Origin of the sequence: Ohtaekwangia sp. (assembly GCF_036568665.1) — a bacterium.
Taxonomy (GTDB): domain Bacteria; phylum Bacteroidota; class Bacteroidia; order Cytophagales; family Cyclobacteriaceae; genus Ohtaekwangia.
Genome location: NZ_DATCSD010000176.1, coordinates 1 through 14407, shown reverse-complemented (window position 1 = coordinate 14407; position 14407 = coordinate 1). Strand labels below are relative to the sequence as shown.

The 14407-nt window shown below is 45.0% G+C and carries 10 protein-coding genes; 7 read left to right on the top strand and 3 right to left on the bottom strand.

The genetic code is table 11. The features are described from left to right. The 7 genes from VIN08_RS10235 to VIN08_RS10205 form a co-directional block, all read left to right on the top strand. Positions 1-1093 (top strand): AMP-binding protein (locus VIN08_RS10235; protein WP_331964098.1); only part of this gene is annotated, 1093 nt, incomplete at its 5' end. A 21-nt stretch (positions 1094-1114) separates the two neighbouring features. Continuing rightward, positions 1115-1294, top strand: a complete 180-nt coding sequence (locus VIN08_RS10230; protein ID WP_331964095.1) for a hypothetical protein — start codon at positions 1115-1117, stop codon at positions 1292-1294. A 118-nt stretch (positions 1295-1412) separates the two neighbouring features. Next, positions 1413-2834, top strand: a complete 1422-nt coding sequence (locus tag VIN08_RS10225) for a cytochrome ubiquinol oxidase subunit I (RefSeq protein ID WP_331964092.1) — start codon at positions 1413-1415, stop codon at positions 2832-2834. 11 nt (positions 2835-2845) lie between these two features. Continuing rightward, complete coding sequence (gene cydB / locus VIN08_RS10220; protein ID WP_331964089.1) at positions 2846-3877, top strand: cytochrome d ubiquinol oxidase subunit II; 1032 nt, start codon at positions 2846-2848, stop codon at positions 3875-3877. A gap of 122 nt (positions 3878-3999) precedes the next feature. After that, positions 4000-4332, top strand: coding sequence for a gliding motility protein GldC (gene gldC, locus VIN08_RS10215; RefSeq protein ID WP_331964086.1), 333 nt, complete (start codon positions 4000-4002; stop codon positions 4330-4332). 287 nt (positions 4333-4619) lie between these two features. Then, positions 4620-7544, top strand: coding sequence for a TonB-dependent receptor (locus VIN08_RS10210; protein ID WP_331964083.1), 2925 nt, complete (start codon positions 4620-4622; stop codon positions 7542-7544). A 19-nt stretch (positions 7545-7563) separates the two neighbouring features. Beyond that, positions 7564-9081, top strand: coding sequence for a hypothetical protein (locus VIN08_RS10205; RefSeq protein WP_331964080.1), 1518 nt, complete (start codon positions 7564-7566; stop codon positions 9079-9081). Between the two features lie 104 nt (positions 9082-9185). Here VIN08_RS10205 and VIN08_RS10200 read toward each other — a convergent pair whose 3' ends face one another. The 3 genes from VIN08_RS10200 to VIN08_RS10190 all read right to left on the bottom strand — a co-directional run bounded on the left by VIN08_RS10200 (position 9186) and on the right by VIN08_RS10190 (position 14147). After that, positions 9186-9953 carry a YdcF family protein gene (locus VIN08_RS10200; protein WP_331964078.1) on the bottom strand — a complete coding sequence of 256 codons (768 nt, stop codon included), beginning with the start codon at positions 9951-9953 and terminating at the stop codon, positions 9186-9188. A gap of 139 nt (positions 9954-10092) precedes the next feature. Continuing rightward, a complete protein-coding gene (locus tag VIN08_RS10195) occupies positions 10093-13152 on the bottom strand; it encodes an ATP-binding cassette domain-containing protein (protein WP_331964075.1) in 3060 nt (1019 codons plus the stop codon). Between the two features lie 104 nt (positions 13153-13256). Beyond that, a complete protein-coding gene (locus VIN08_RS10190; RefSeq protein ID WP_331964072.1) occupies positions 13257-14147 on the bottom strand; it encodes a hypothetical protein in 891 nt (296 codons plus the stop codon). Positions 14148-14407: the final 260 nt, after the last annotated feature.

The following is a 14407-nucleotide window of genomic DNA, read 5'->3' as shown; positions in this document are numbered from 1 at the left end:
ACTGAAATACGGAACCTTTCACAATGATTTTAAACCTGGCGAACGCTGCTTCTGGTATACCACCACGGGCTGGATGATGTGGAACTATATACACGGCAGTTTGCTTGCGGGCGCAACGATGGTACTATACGATGGAAGCCCCGGCTACCCTGACCTGACTATACTCTGGAAGTTCACACAGGATGTGGGCATCCATCACTTCGGCACCAGTGCAGGATATATACTCGCCAACATGAAAGCCGGTATACATCCGGCAAAAGATTTTAATCTCTCTTCGCTTCGTTCTATCGGATCTACCGGCAGCACATTGCCACCGGAAGGGTTTGATTGGGTATATCAAGAAGTAAAGAACAACCTATGGCTTACTTCCATGAGTGGAGGCACTGATGTGTGCAGCGCTTTTGTTGGAGGCATGCCAACACTACCCGTATATACAGGCGAAATTCAATGCCGTGCTCTAGGCTGCGCGTTGCAGGCATTTGATGAAAATGGAAATGCAATCACCGGGCAAGTGGGCGAAATGGTGATCACCAAACCAATGCCTTCTATGCCCATCTATTTCTGGAACGACCCCGACTATAAACGTTACGAGGAAAGTTATTTTGAAATGTATCCGGGTGTATGGCGTCATGGTGACTGGACGGAGATCACGCCACATCAGGGTGTAATTATATACGGCCGTTCTGATGCAACACTCAACCGCGGAGGGATACGCATAGGCACCAGCGAAATATACCGCGCTGTAGATAAAGTAAAGGAAATAAAAGACAGCCTCATTATCTGCATTGAAAAAGAAGGCGGAGAATTTTGGATGCCCTTATTTGTCGTGATGCAGGAAAATATTGCATTAACGGCAGACATCAAAAAGAAAATCAACACAACCATCCGCAGCGAATATAGTCCGAGGCACGTGCCCGATGAGATCATTGCTGTGCCTGACATACCTTATACCATCAGTGGTAAAAAAACAGAAACACCTGTAAAGAAAGTGCTGATGGGAAAAGATCCGAAGGAAGTGGTAAATGCCGGTGCGTTGAAGAATCCATCTTCTATGGAGTTCTTTATACAGTTATATAGTGAAAGAATTAGTTAGTCTTTTTTTGTAGATTCGTGTATGGCAACGGTAAAGAAAACCACTTTTGAGGAAGAGCAAAAAATGAAGGATGAGGCATTCCTTGCACTTACTCCGCTGCAGCAATGGGAGTATGCCTATAACGTAAGGAAGAAAATGTATAAACCTGGCGTAAATTACTCTTTCAAGGGAATGAAGGTAACGGTGAAAAAATTATCGTAGCCTAAGTTCATCCATCACATCATTTCAATCGTATCCGATTCGCCATGCTAAATCTTCATCTCTAATTCTCGTCTTTTCCTTTGGCGGCTTCAGCGTTGTACTGTAGCTTTAAAACCCGATGGACGTAGAAATTCTCTCACGCATACAATTCGCTTTTACTATTGCCTTTCACTATATCTATCCTCCTCTTAGCATCGGGCTTGGACTGGTAATGGTGTTTATGGAAGGCATGTATCTGCGCACGGGTTTGGAAATATACCAGCAGATGACTCGCTTCTGGGTAAAGATCTTCGCACTCATCTTCGGTATAGGTGTAGCCACCGGTATAGTAATGGAATTTGAGTTCGGCACCAATTGGGCAGTATATTCCCGTTATGTTGGTGATGTATTTGGAAGCGCACTGGCAGCCGAAGGTATATTTGCTTTTGCACTCGAATCCGGATTTCTCGGTATACTTATTTTCGGATGGAACCGCGTTAGTCCGCGGGTACATTTCTTCTCTACGATAATGGTTACGCTGGGATCGATGTTCTCTGCTATATGGATTGTAGTGGCTAACTCCTGGCAACAAACACCGGCAGGGTATCACATCGTAGGTGAAGGCATGAAAGCCCGTGCAGAGATAACCGATTTCTGGGCAATGGTGTTCAATCCATCTACGGTTGAACGCATCTCGCATGTTTGGGGAGGTTCATTTCTGGCCGGAGCATTTCTCGTTACCAGCGTAAGCGCGTGGTATTTATTGAAAGGTAAATATATAGAGCTATCAAAAGCATCATTTAAAATTGCGCTGTCAGTAGCCATTGTTACTTCGCTGTTACAATTATTTACCGGTCATAAATCGGCAGATGTTGTAGCACACTATCAACCTGCCAAGCTTGCTGCAATGGAGGGACATTTTGATAGCCTCCAGGCAGCCGATGCATATCTCTTCGGTTGGGTAAATAAAGAAACACAAACCACTACCGGTATAGCTATACCCGGAGGTTTATCATATCTGGTGCATGGTGATTTTCATGCTCCTATACCAGGGCTCAATAGTATACCGGAAGATGAGAGACCTGGAGCGGTAAATTTTGTTTTTCAAACGTACCACCTCATGGTAGCCATTGGTATGGCATTGATCGCCCTGAGTATATATGCTGCTTTTCTTTGGTGGCGCGGCAAACTTTTTGAGAAGCGCTGGCTGCTCTGGATTTTTGTGTGGGCGGTATTGCTCCCACAGATCGGCAACCAGGTAGGCTGGTATACTGCTGAAGTAGGCCGACAGCCGTGGGTGGTATATAAATTACTCCGTACATCCGATGCACTCTCCGAAGCCGTTACAGCAAACCAGGTTGTATTCTCGCTGATCATGTTCACATTTGTATACCTGTTGCTCTTCGCGTTGTTTATATACCTGCTGAACAAAAAAATAACGCATGGGCCATACGATCATCACGATGATGAACATAGTCCGCGACACATGGAGATGGCCGAATCTTTTACACCGGAGGCTTCACGAAAAAAGATCGACACTTCTGATAACGAATATCACTAAACCACACATACATGGAAACATTTGCCGGCATCGATTATCCTACGTGGTGGTTCCTGGTTATAGGTGCAGTCTTTACGGGCTATGCGATTCTTGATGGCTTCGACCTGGGCGCAGGAGCGCTGCATTTATTCTTTAATAAAGAAGCCAGCAGACGCACTGCGTTAAATGCTATAGGTCCGGTGTGGGATGGTAATGAGGTATGGCTGGTAATTGGTGGCGGTGCATTGTTTGCCGGCTTCCCCGAAGTATATGCTTCACTCCTGTCAGCATTCTATATACCTTTTATGATCTTTCTCGTGGCGCTGATCTTTCGCGCTGTATCGATCGAGTTCAGAAGCAAGGAGCCGATGCTGTGGTGGCGGAAGATGTGGGACATCAGCTATTGTTTCTCCAGCGGACTGCTCGCATTCCTGCTCGGCTTTATACTCGGCAATGTAGCCATTGGTATACCGCTTGACAAAGATCATATATACCGCGGCACATTCTCCGATTTCATCAATCCTTACGCCATCATGGTAGGCATCACAACGCTCTCGCTATTCATGATGCACGGTGCTATATATCTTGTAATGAAAACAGAAGACCGCCTGTATGCCAAGCTCACCATCATTGTGCGCAGAACCACCATCTTCTTTGTTATCAGTTTTGTGATCACCTCGTTCTATACCCTGCTATATATACCACACCTGGTAGATCAGATACACGAAAGCCCGAGTATGTTTATACTTCCGGTAATTATGATCCTGGCGATCGCCAACATCACACGACAAATCGCCAAGCGAAAATATCTTTTTGCTTTTCTGTCATCGGCCGTGGTGATCAGCGTAGCACTTGCCGTTGTATCGCTGGAATTATTCCCCACCATCATCTATACTCCCGATCCTAAAAACAGTCTCACAGTATATAACGCCGCATCATCCCAGAAAACCCTGGGCATCATGCTCACCGTAGCCGCCATCGGAGTTCCCCTCGTAGCCGCCTACACCACCTTCGTCTTCTGGACTTTTAAAGGAAAAGTGAAGTTGGATGAGACGAGCTATTAGCGTGTTGGGGTGTTGAAGTGTTCAAGTGTTGATGATGAAAAAACACCGGATAATCAAAGAAAATACCTCACCTCAACACATCAATACGTCAACACATCGGCACATTTGCTAATTTTGCGGTCATGAAAAAGTCAACTATCAATTTCTCTGTAGAGCTGGATCAGAATAATATACCGGATAAGATTCTGTGGGATGCTACGGATAAGCCTGATCCGGGGCTTTCTGAAACAAAGTCCATGAGTGTGGCGCTTTGGGATCATAAACATAAGAATACGCTTCGTATCGATCTGTGGACGAAGGACATGCCGGTGGAAGAAATGAAGCGCTTCTATATAGATTGTATAGGAGGTCTGGCTCAAAGTGCGCTCACGGCTACGGGTGACGAGTATATTGCCAACGAGATCAACGCGTTATGCGACCGGTTGGTAAAGCACCTGCAAACCTCTAAAGATTAATCTTCCTGCAGGTTTATACCTGCCAAAAGGTATCAGGGATCAATAAAAATATACCTTTATCTATACTTTTCTCGTTTCCCTGATACCTTATTTATATCCTGCTAATTCTGTAGCCTCCCATCCTTCCGGGGTATATTTTCTCTATTTATAGCGCAACAAGCCTTCCTCAAACGTTTGTTTTTTACGGATTTTTTGTACTTTTCGATAAGAAAGCTCGGTATGCATACCATTTCGGGCTTCGAAAAGACAACTCATTAATCCCCAAAAACCAAAACCAATTCGTAGTTATGAAAAACTTTTACAAGGCTTCGTTAGCGGCAGTGCTGATGGTGCTGTTGTCTTCCGCGGTGGCGCTCGCTCAAACGACCATCTCCGGAAAGGTAACAGATGCCAGTTCGGGAGAAGGACTTGCCGGAGTAAACATTATCGTGAAAGGACGGGTTATTGGAACTATATCAGATTCCGATGGTAATTACTCCCTGAAATCAACCGACTCTCCTCCCCTCACGTTGGCATTTTCATTTGTGGGCTACAAGACTTTCGAAGTCGAGGTGAATGATGCCAACACATCCGGCCTCGATGTAAAGCTCGAAGAGCAAACAATCCTCGGACAAGAAGTAGTAATCTCTGCTTCGCGCGTGGAAGAAAGCATCATGCAGTCGCCCGTATCTATCGAGAAGATGGATATACTCCAGGTGCAAAACACTCCTTCTGATAGTTACTATAAAGGTCTTGCCAACCTGAAAGGTGTGGATGTAACTACGAGTAGCATAAATTTCCAGATCGTGAACGCACGGGGTTTCAACTCTACCGGTAACACACGCTTCGTACAGTTAACCGATGGTATGGATACACAGGCTCCTGCACTGAACTTCCCTATAGGAAACCTGAACGGTCCTTCGGAGTTAGATGTAGAGAGTGTTGAATTTATACCCGGTGCAGCGTCTGCGCTATATGGTCCCAATGCATTCAACGGTATACTTTTGGTAAACAGTAAAAGTCCGTTCGATTATCAGGGCCTTAGTGCATTTGCCAAATTTGGTATGAACCACATTGGCGATTCTGATCTTAACTCCGATGGAACGAAGATCGGGCCGGGCAGTGCTAAGCCTATGCAGGAATATGCTATACGCTATGCAAAAGCATTCAACAACAAGTTCGCTTTTAAATTAGCGTTCTCCTATAGTAAAGCAACTGACTGGTATGGCACGAACCTGCAGGATAAAAATGCTTCGCAGAAACCTGCCGGTCTTTCTACCAACCCTGGTTCAGAACTGGTACATGCGTTTGGTGATGAAGTGGCTACCAACGTTGGTCTGGTAGGACTCGATCCTACTTTCCAGGCTCAAATGCAGCAGGCTGGTTTGTCTAACTATTTACCTTACCTCGCTACGGCCGGTACTGTTTCAAGAACTCCATACAGAGAACAATACCTGGTAGACTACGGAGCGAAGAACCTGAAAGCAAATATAGGTTTACACTATAGATTGACTGACAAAGTAGAATTACTCTATAATTTGAATTACGGATCCGGTACTTCGGTATATACCGGAGCACAACGTTACTCGCTGAAGAACTTCAACATTCAGCAGCACAAAGTAGAATTGCGTGGCGATAACTTCTTCCTGCGCGCCTATACTACACTGGAAAATTCCGGAGACTCCTATATAGCAGATCTTACCGGTGTATTGGTAAACCGCGCATGGAAAGATGACAACACCTGGTTTGGAACCTACGCTGGTACATACCTGGGGACACTCGCTGCCTTGCAGGGCGGAAGTCCTTCGGCACCTACTATAGCACAGCAAGAGCAGGCACATGCCGCAGCACGTGCAGCCGCAGATGTAGGAAGATATACTCCCGGCTCTCCCGAGTTTAACGCTGCGAAAGCCAATGCACAGAAAGATGTAATTCCTAATGGCGCGTTGTTCGATGATAAAACTGCCCTATACCATTTCGAAGGACAGTATAATTTCAAGAACCAGATCAAGTTTATGGATGTGATGGTGGGTGCAAGCTATCGCCTGTACGACCTCAACTCCAACGGAACTATATTTGCCGATACAGCTGGTAACAATATAACTATACAGGAAGTTGGTGCGTATGTGCAGGCTTCCAAAAAAGTATTGTCTGATAAAGTAAAACTTACCGGTTCATTACGCTACGACAAGAACGAGAACTTCAACGGGCTTATTAACCCGCGCTTGTCAGCCGTGATATCGCCTACACCGAATCAGAATTTCCGCATTGCGTTCCAGAGTGGTTTCCGTAACCCGACAACACAAGGTCAGCATATAGATCTCGATGTGTTATCAGCACGTCTCCTGGGTGGTCTGCCTCAATATGCAAAAGCATACAATATATTTCAGAATGCCTATACCGTAGCCTCTGCACAACAATATGCAGCGATGGTAGCACAGAAAGCAGGACAAGGTTCCTATAGCGGAAGCAATGCCGGTCTTGCCATTGGCGATCCGGAAGCATTAAGCAAACTGGTGCCGGTTACCAGCTCCGATCCTGTAAAACCTGAAAAGATCAAATCGATAGAAGTAGGGTATAAAGGATTGGTAGGCGATAAACTGTTGGTAGATGTAGCCTACTACTTCAATTCCTATAATGATTTCATCACGCAGCTCTTCCTGCGTCAGGCAGCCGGTCCGTTGGATCTTACAGCAACAACTCCTACCGAGCAAAACATTCGCAATGCTTCTACCATGTTAAATCCTGGTAAAGATGAGAACGGTCGTCAGAATACATATTCCGTATATACAAATCTTGACAGAACCGTTACTGCACAAGGTGTTGCGCTCGGTCTTGACTATAGCTTGCCGAAAGGTTATCGCTTCGGTGCAAACTATAACTGGAACAGACTGAACAAAGAACTGGGCGATGGTTATCTCGCAGAGTTTAACACACCTGAACATAAGTATAACATTACCTTCGGTAACCGTAAGCTTACAGACAAGATCGGATTCAACATTGCCTATCGCTGGCAGAAAGCCTTTACGTGGGAATCTACTTTTGCTATAGGTAAAGTTCCTGCAGTCGGTGTATTCGATGCGCAGGTAAGCTATCGCGTGAAGCCGATGAAATCGATCTTCAAGATCGGTGGATCAGACTTGTTCAACAAACGCTATGTATTGAACTATGGCGGTCCTACGCTGGGTGCTATATACTATGTATCCATCACCTTCGATCAACTCATGAACTAAGCTAAACGAGAAAACAAGTATGAAAAATTTTACGCGATATACCGCAGCTTCTCTCGCCTTAGTAGTGGCAGGAGCCTGCACTTACGATTTCCCCGAAGAGAAACAGGTTACTGCGGGTGAAGCTGATTTCACCAAAACTGTTGTGATCGGCAGTTCACTCTCGGCCGGCTTCATGAACGGTGCTCTTTATACTGACGGACAGAATGCTTCTTTCCCCGCGATCATCGCTCAACAATTCAAATCAGTGGGTGGCGGAGATTTTAATCAGCCGGATATAAATGCTGCTGCCGGTTATTATGGATTGGCTCCGGATGGAACAACGATTCTTGGCAGACTATATTTGAAAGGTACTACAAGTCCTAAACCTACACCGATCGTTCCCGGGCAAGCAATTACTCCTTATACCGGAGATAAATCCAAGCTCAATAACTTCAGTGCGTATGGTGTAACGATACAAACTGCGCAGACTCCGTTTCTCGGTGGTCCCTCCAGCGGTAATCCATACTATAATCCTTACTATGCACGCTTTGCTTCAACACCGGGTACATCTACTCTGTTAGGCGATGCTGTTGCTGCTATAGGAAACGGAAGCTTCTTTATATTCTGGCTGGGTAATGATGATGTACTGGGCTATGCTACCAACGGTGCCGATCAGAACGATGCTACGAAGCCGATGACGGATGCTGCTGTTTTTGCCGGTGCCTATAACAATGCTATATCTACCATGCTCGCAGCGAACGCCAGTGCAAAAGGTGTTGTGGCCAATATACCAGACGTTACCAGCCTGCCTTACTTCTCAACAGTAGCCTATAATCCTATACCCTTAGATGCTGCTTCAGCGGCTGCCGTAAATGCAGGTTTTGCAGGATATAATGCTGTGCTTGATGCACTGAAAGCAAATTTAGGAATAACGGATACCGACTCGCGCAAAATTACTTTTGCTGCCGGTACTTCCAACAAGATTGTTATCGTAGATGAAACACTGAATGACTACGGTGATGAGTTTGATATGCTGAAAGCAGCCGGTGCTATATCTGACGCACAACGTACAGCACTGATTCCGTACGAACAAGTTCGCCAGACTACATCCACCGACCTGGTTCCTCTTACTGCTGCCAATGTGATTGGTACACTGGTATCAAACAATCCTCAGCTTATCAATGGTGTTACGGTTCCTCTGGCCGACAAGTATATATTGTTGCCATCTGAAAAAACAGAAGTACAAACCCGTATTGATGCATTCAACAGTGTTATAGCCGGTGCGGTTTCAACCAACAGCAGCCGCTTGGCATTGGTAGATATACATTCTATCTTGTTGTCACTGAAAGCAAATGGTGCCGAGATAAAAGGAGCTACTATATCTGCTTCTATATCGCCTCCATTCGGTGGTTTCTCGCTGGATGGTATACATCCGAATGCACGCGGTAATGGCTACCTTGCCAACCAGTTCATTGATGTGATTAACGCGAAATTTGGAGCCAGCGTACCACAATGCAATCCGAATGATTACTCCGGCAATGCGTTGCCAGTGCCTTAATCGTTACAGAACGTCATTAACCTAAACCTGAAAGGCTGCTCTGAAAGGAGCAGCTTTTTTATTGTTCTCTATTTACTGAACTATATAGATACTTTGAAGATATACTAAATATACCCCGCAGCCTTATAGGCAATCATGCCGATCCACTCCTTAAATAATTTATGCCAGATACTGATCGCTTCTACTTTAGGGATAATAAAAGCATCCGGATAATATTCGCGGGGATGTGCATAGAAGTCGGTAGAGAAAGGCTGAATATGGAGTCCTACTTTCTTATAGCAGGCTAGTGAACGCCTCATATGAAAAGCCGAAGTAATCAGCAGACATTCTTCGGATTTATAGTGCAGCGAGTCGAGCATCTTTACTACTTCTTGTGCAGATTCGGCTGTGTTGCGTGTTTCATTCTCGATCATGATATCCGTAGAGTCCACCCCCATCAGCACCATTGCCTTCCTGAATTTATTCGCTTCGGGTTCTTCTTCTCCGAGTATACGTCCGCTGCCTCCGCTGATGAGTATCTTTTCGATCAACCCTAATTTATAGAGCTGCACGGTGTGTGTTACACGATCAGCACCACGCTGAAAGTAAACACGATCATTCGGTTCTAAGCCCGGTATAGTAGAGCCTGTGAGTACAATACCTAACTTATGCGGAGCCATATCTTTAAAGGCAACGGTTTGTACTTCCCACGCATGCATGGCTTCATTCGCCAGAAAATCGTTGGAGAAAAATAGCAGGAGAATTATACCCCCATAGAGCAATCGCTTCTTCCATTGCTGATTTTTCAAAAAAACAGCGAGCACTAGCAAGATCACCACAATAGTCAGTGGCAATACCAGGAAACTTACTGTCTTGGAGAGGATGAAGAACATGGGTTCGTTATACGTTAAGTGTTTAAAAAAAGCTGCTAACTACTGGCCACTACCTGAAAGCGTAAAGTGGAAAGCTGAAAGCACGATGCGACTGCATTTCACTTTCCGCTTTCAACTTTACACTTCCAGCAGCCGTCCGCTATTTTCTCCGCTCCAGCGGGTTCGATAAATTACCGATGCCGTCAATGATCCTGCGCAGGATGTCGAAATATAGTGTAAGTGCCAGCGTGAGACACATCGACCAGATCACTCCCGTGTTGAAATAAAATGTATCGATGTTCTGATTCAGAAAATGTTTTCGCGGCATGTAGAACTGCGCATTGAAATCAATTGCGTGGTCTGGATCCGGATCTTTATAGATCGGGTATATCTTCTGGATCAGCTTGCCATCCTGCTCAATGATGCGATGCGTTTCCGACAGATTCTTTACCAGTTCGGTTATAGCATCGTTGTGATATGTTTCGCGATATATACTAAAGGCCGCTTCTTTCTCCGGGGTGTTGGTCAGACCAAATATTTTCTTCTCGCGTTTCTGGTCTGCTATATTATAGCGGTTCACATAATAATGCTTCAGATTCTCCAGGTAAGTGGATGTTTCATTGTAAACAGCAGAGTCAAATTTAGCCAGCGTCAGGTCATCGATGCGAGCCAATGTCTTTCCGGTTTCTTTTGCTTCGCGTGCGATTTCTTTTTTGATCAACGCCAGGTTGTTCACTACTTTCTCACGAATCTGCGGGTCGGTCGACTGGTAATTATTCAGCGTAAACTGAAGTCGGCTCTCAACTTCCGGAACGAAATATACCTTCTTGTAGTCGGCACTGTGCATGGCTTTGTCGTAGGCATAAAACTCCCGCTCAAAACTATTATCGCGAAACTGCGATACCATGGCTGCTTCGAATGCCCAGCGTGATGCCATCAGGTCGCCCACCAGCGGTACCGTTGCCGTGTTGCCGATAGAAGGGTTCAGCTTATCGAACTTTACCACTACACCACTCAGAATAAGTTGTGGTATAAGCAGCAGCGGAATCAATATATAGATCGTTACAGCCGAGTTAAAACCGGAAGATATATTCAGTCCGAGCAAATTGGCAAAGCACGATGTAGTAAAGAGAATGAACCAGTGATTAAACAACATCCCCTTGATCTCCAGTATATAATTACCTACCAGTACAAACGTAAAAGTCTGTATAGCCGACAGGATAAAGAGTATCGATATCTTGGAGAATATATAGCTGCTCCGGCTCAGGTGCAGAAAAGCTTCGCGCTTCAGTATCTTTCGGTCGCGGATAATTTCTTCCGCGCTTACCGTGAGCCCCATGAATAGCGCTACAATAACGCTCATAAACAGGTAGGCCGGTATATTCAGGTTCTTACCAAATACATACCCGGTAATGGCAGAATCGTCTACATTAAAATACCGAACGATAAACGCCAGTATAAATGCCAGTACCGGAGCCTCCAGCAGGTTGATGATCATATACTGGCGGTTGTGAATTTTCGCCTGTATATCGCGCAGCGAGAACAAATGCGCCTGCTTCAACCGGGTGGGTATACGCAACGTAGAGTGCGGCACTTCACGTGAAGTCTCCACCGAAAATGCTTTATAGTTCTGCTTATAGATCGTATTCCATTGTTCGGCTGTGATCTTCCGCTCATTGGTAAAATGACCATATTCGTTAATCACTTTGGTTTCAATGATGTTGAAGATCTGCTCGGGATTTACATTGCCGCATTCGTGGCACTCTCCTTCTTCACTGTTCACCAGGTTAATGCTGCGTTTGAAATATACCACCGCATCAACCGGGTTGCCATAGTATATCTGGTAGCCACCGCTATCCAGGATCAGCAATTTATCGAACATCTTAAAGATATCGGACGATGGCTGGTGAATAACAGCAAACACAAGCTTGCCCTTGAGCGAAAGCTCTTTCAGCAGGTCAATGATATTTTCAGAATCGCGTGATGATAAACCACTGGTGGGTTCATCGCAGAATAGCACGGCCGGTTCACGCAATAACTCCAGCCCTATATTCAGTCGTTTGCGCTGGCCACCGCTAATCGTTTTACGAAGAGGCGAGCCAACTTTCAAATCTTTTGTTTCTTCCAGGCCAAGATCTTCCAGTACTTTCAGCACCAGCTTATTAATCTCATCTTCTGCTTTATTGCTGAAGCATAACTTGGCCGCATAGTATAGATTTTCATATACCGTCAGGTCTTCAATCAGCAGATCGTCCTGCGGCACAAAACCGATCACACCCTCAATGGCTTTCGGATTATTGTGTATATCTATACCATTGATGAGTACCTGTCCCTGCGAAGGTTTTTCTGAACCATTCAACACGTGCAGCAACGTAGATTTACCGGCACCACTCGCACCCATTAACGCAATGAGGTTACCGGATTCTTCCGCCAGTGCTACATCGCGCAAGCCCAATCTTCCATTCTTGAATTTGAAGCTGATGCCTTTCCCTTCGAACGAAAGACGGGGGAAGTCACCAAACTTTTTGAAGCGATTCAACAGATCACCATAATATACCGGATCATCTTTTTCCCAACGCAGCATGCTGCCCACAGCCAGTACGTTGATCTTGCCGCTCTTTACCGGCACGCCATTGAGGTATACATCTGTGTGGCCCAGGTATTTGATAAAGTATATTTCAACCTGCTCGATATAGACTATCGCTATAAATCCGTCCAGTTCTTTTCGCTGCAGGTGATGCGCTTTCTTCAGCGAGCCTTCGGGTGCAGTGTCTATTACCAGTATATGATCGTGATCGAGTTGCTCTGCTTTCTTACCCAATACAAAGATGCGAATGGCTTCGATCTCCGCAGGCGATACTTTGAAATTGGCGCCTACAGCATTGACCAGTTCTTCTTCGCGGGGAGTGATCTGATCATCGGCCTGCACAATGGATAACAGTTCGAGGAGGATTACTACTTTTTGTTTCTGTGTAAGCTCGTGGTTAATCTCGGCACACAACTTTTCTATCCGTTGCAACTCTGCACTGAGCTCCGTTGGCTGCGTGGGCAGGGTCGCTACATATTCATCAAACATCGCTACATACGACTCTACGGCCGAGCGGCTCAAATGATCTTGCAAAAAGGTTTTGATCTGTTCACGCTCCTGGTGGGTAACTTTATCTTCTTTGGCAACTATCGCGAACAAGCGCAGAATAGCTTTGAGCAGAGGTTCACTCATAATGCTGAATTACATGAATCTAAATATAGTGAAAGATGAGGGATGAAAAGAAAAAGGACTGGTATCAACCAGTCCCTTTTTATACTTTATTCCATGTACGGCAATTAGTCTGTAATGCCTTTACGGAGTTTTTCAACAACCTTGGTAACTTCTTCGAGGTTCTTGTCAGACAACACGAGGTCGCCACGGTTATTCTTGATCTGCTCTTCAATGTTCAACGCTGCATACGCTTTGTCAAGTGTAGTCAGGTCAGCTACCATTGTTGCCACAGGCTCCGTCTGTTCAACCGTCTGCAACATTTTCAACAGTTCGCTTACTGATTTTTTCTGTTGCAATACGATGCGCATCAGTGGTGTTAACACTTGTATACGGTTATCTTCAGGCAACAGGTTTTTAGGATATGTTTTGATAAGACCTGTAGAGATATACAGACCTTCAATAAAGCTACCCGCTACTACTAAAGATGAAAGCTTGTTACGGCTGTCGTCTTTCAGGAAAGTCTCTGTCTTCTTGATAGTTCTGTCAAGCAGGTGAGTCAATGAATCTTTGTTACCGATATTTGACTCGAACTTCTGAAGGATCTCTGTATCAAATGAACCGATCACACCGAGGTTATCAGCCAGTGTTTTGCAAGAGTTCAGATAATCAATCGCTTCTTGTGTTTTATCATACGAGGTGAGGTAGCCGATATCAGCAGCATAAACCCCCAGGTTCAGCGCAGCTTTATCTGTGCGGGAAGCATACTGATCAATTTTAGTACGTGAATTTACCAGGCTCTCGTTAAATTCTGCGCCGGTCGCCTGCAACAGATAAGGGATTTCAGAAGGGGAAGGTATATTATAAACTACTTCTTCTATTTGCTGTTTAAGGCTGTCCTCAGCTGCCTGAAAATCAGCAGCATTCTTGTCTTTATCACTGGAAGAAGATCCGCAGGAAGCTAACCCAGCGGCCAGCACAACGCATAAACAGAAGTAAACTAATCGATTAAATTTCATATGTGAAGCTTAGGTTTTGAGTTTCAAGTTTAATACATTTTTTATGCGTATGAAAATTAATTTTGAGAGTTGGTAAGTAATTTTTTCCTCCTTCGGTTACTTTTTAGTAAGTTTAATTATGCACATTGTAAAAATGTTATGGCAAGATTAGTTGATAAAACGATGTTGATCGATGACAGTGACATAGACCTGTTCATCCAGCGGAGATTTCTGGAGGTATACAACTTCTCAAACCAACTTGTGCTCTATAAGTCCGCGAA

Excerpts from the sequence above, each read along its gene's own strand:
- VIN08_RS10230 (WP_331964095.1), top strand. The coding sequence starts at position 1,115 with ATGGCAACGGTAAAGAAAACCACTTTTGAGGAAGAGCAAAAAATGAAG.
- VIN08_RS10225 (WP_331964092.1), top strand. The coding sequence starts at position 1,413 with ATGGACGTAGAAATTCTCTCACGCATACAATTCGCTTTTACTATTGCC.
- cydB (WP_331964089.1), top strand. The coding sequence starts at position 2,846 with ATGGAAACATTTGCCGGCATCGATTATCCTACGTGGTGGTTCCTGGTT.
- gldC (WP_331964086.1), top strand. The coding sequence starts at position 4,000 with ATGAAAAAGTCAACTATCAATTTCTCTGTAGAGCTGGATCAGAATAAT.
- VIN08_RS10210 (WP_331964083.1), top strand. The coding sequence starts at position 4,620 with ATGAAAAACTTTTACAAGGCTTCGTTAGCGGCAGTGCTGATGGTGCTG.
- VIN08_RS10205 (WP_331964080.1), top strand. The coding sequence starts at position 7,564 with ATGAAAAATTTTACGCGATATACCGCAGCTTCTCTCGCCTTAGTAGTG.
- VIN08_RS10200 (WP_331964078.1), bottom strand. The coding sequence starts at position 9,953 with ATGTTCTTCATCCTCTCCAAGACAGTAAGTTTCCTGGTATTGCCACTG.
- VIN08_RS10195 (WP_331964075.1), bottom strand. The coding sequence starts at position 13,152 with ATGAGTGAACCTCTGCTCAAAGCTATTCTGCGCTTGTTCGCGATAGTT.
- VIN08_RS10190 (WP_331964072.1), bottom strand. The coding sequence starts at position 14,147 with ATGAAATTTAATCGATTAGTTTACTTCTGTTTATGCGTTGTGCTGGCC.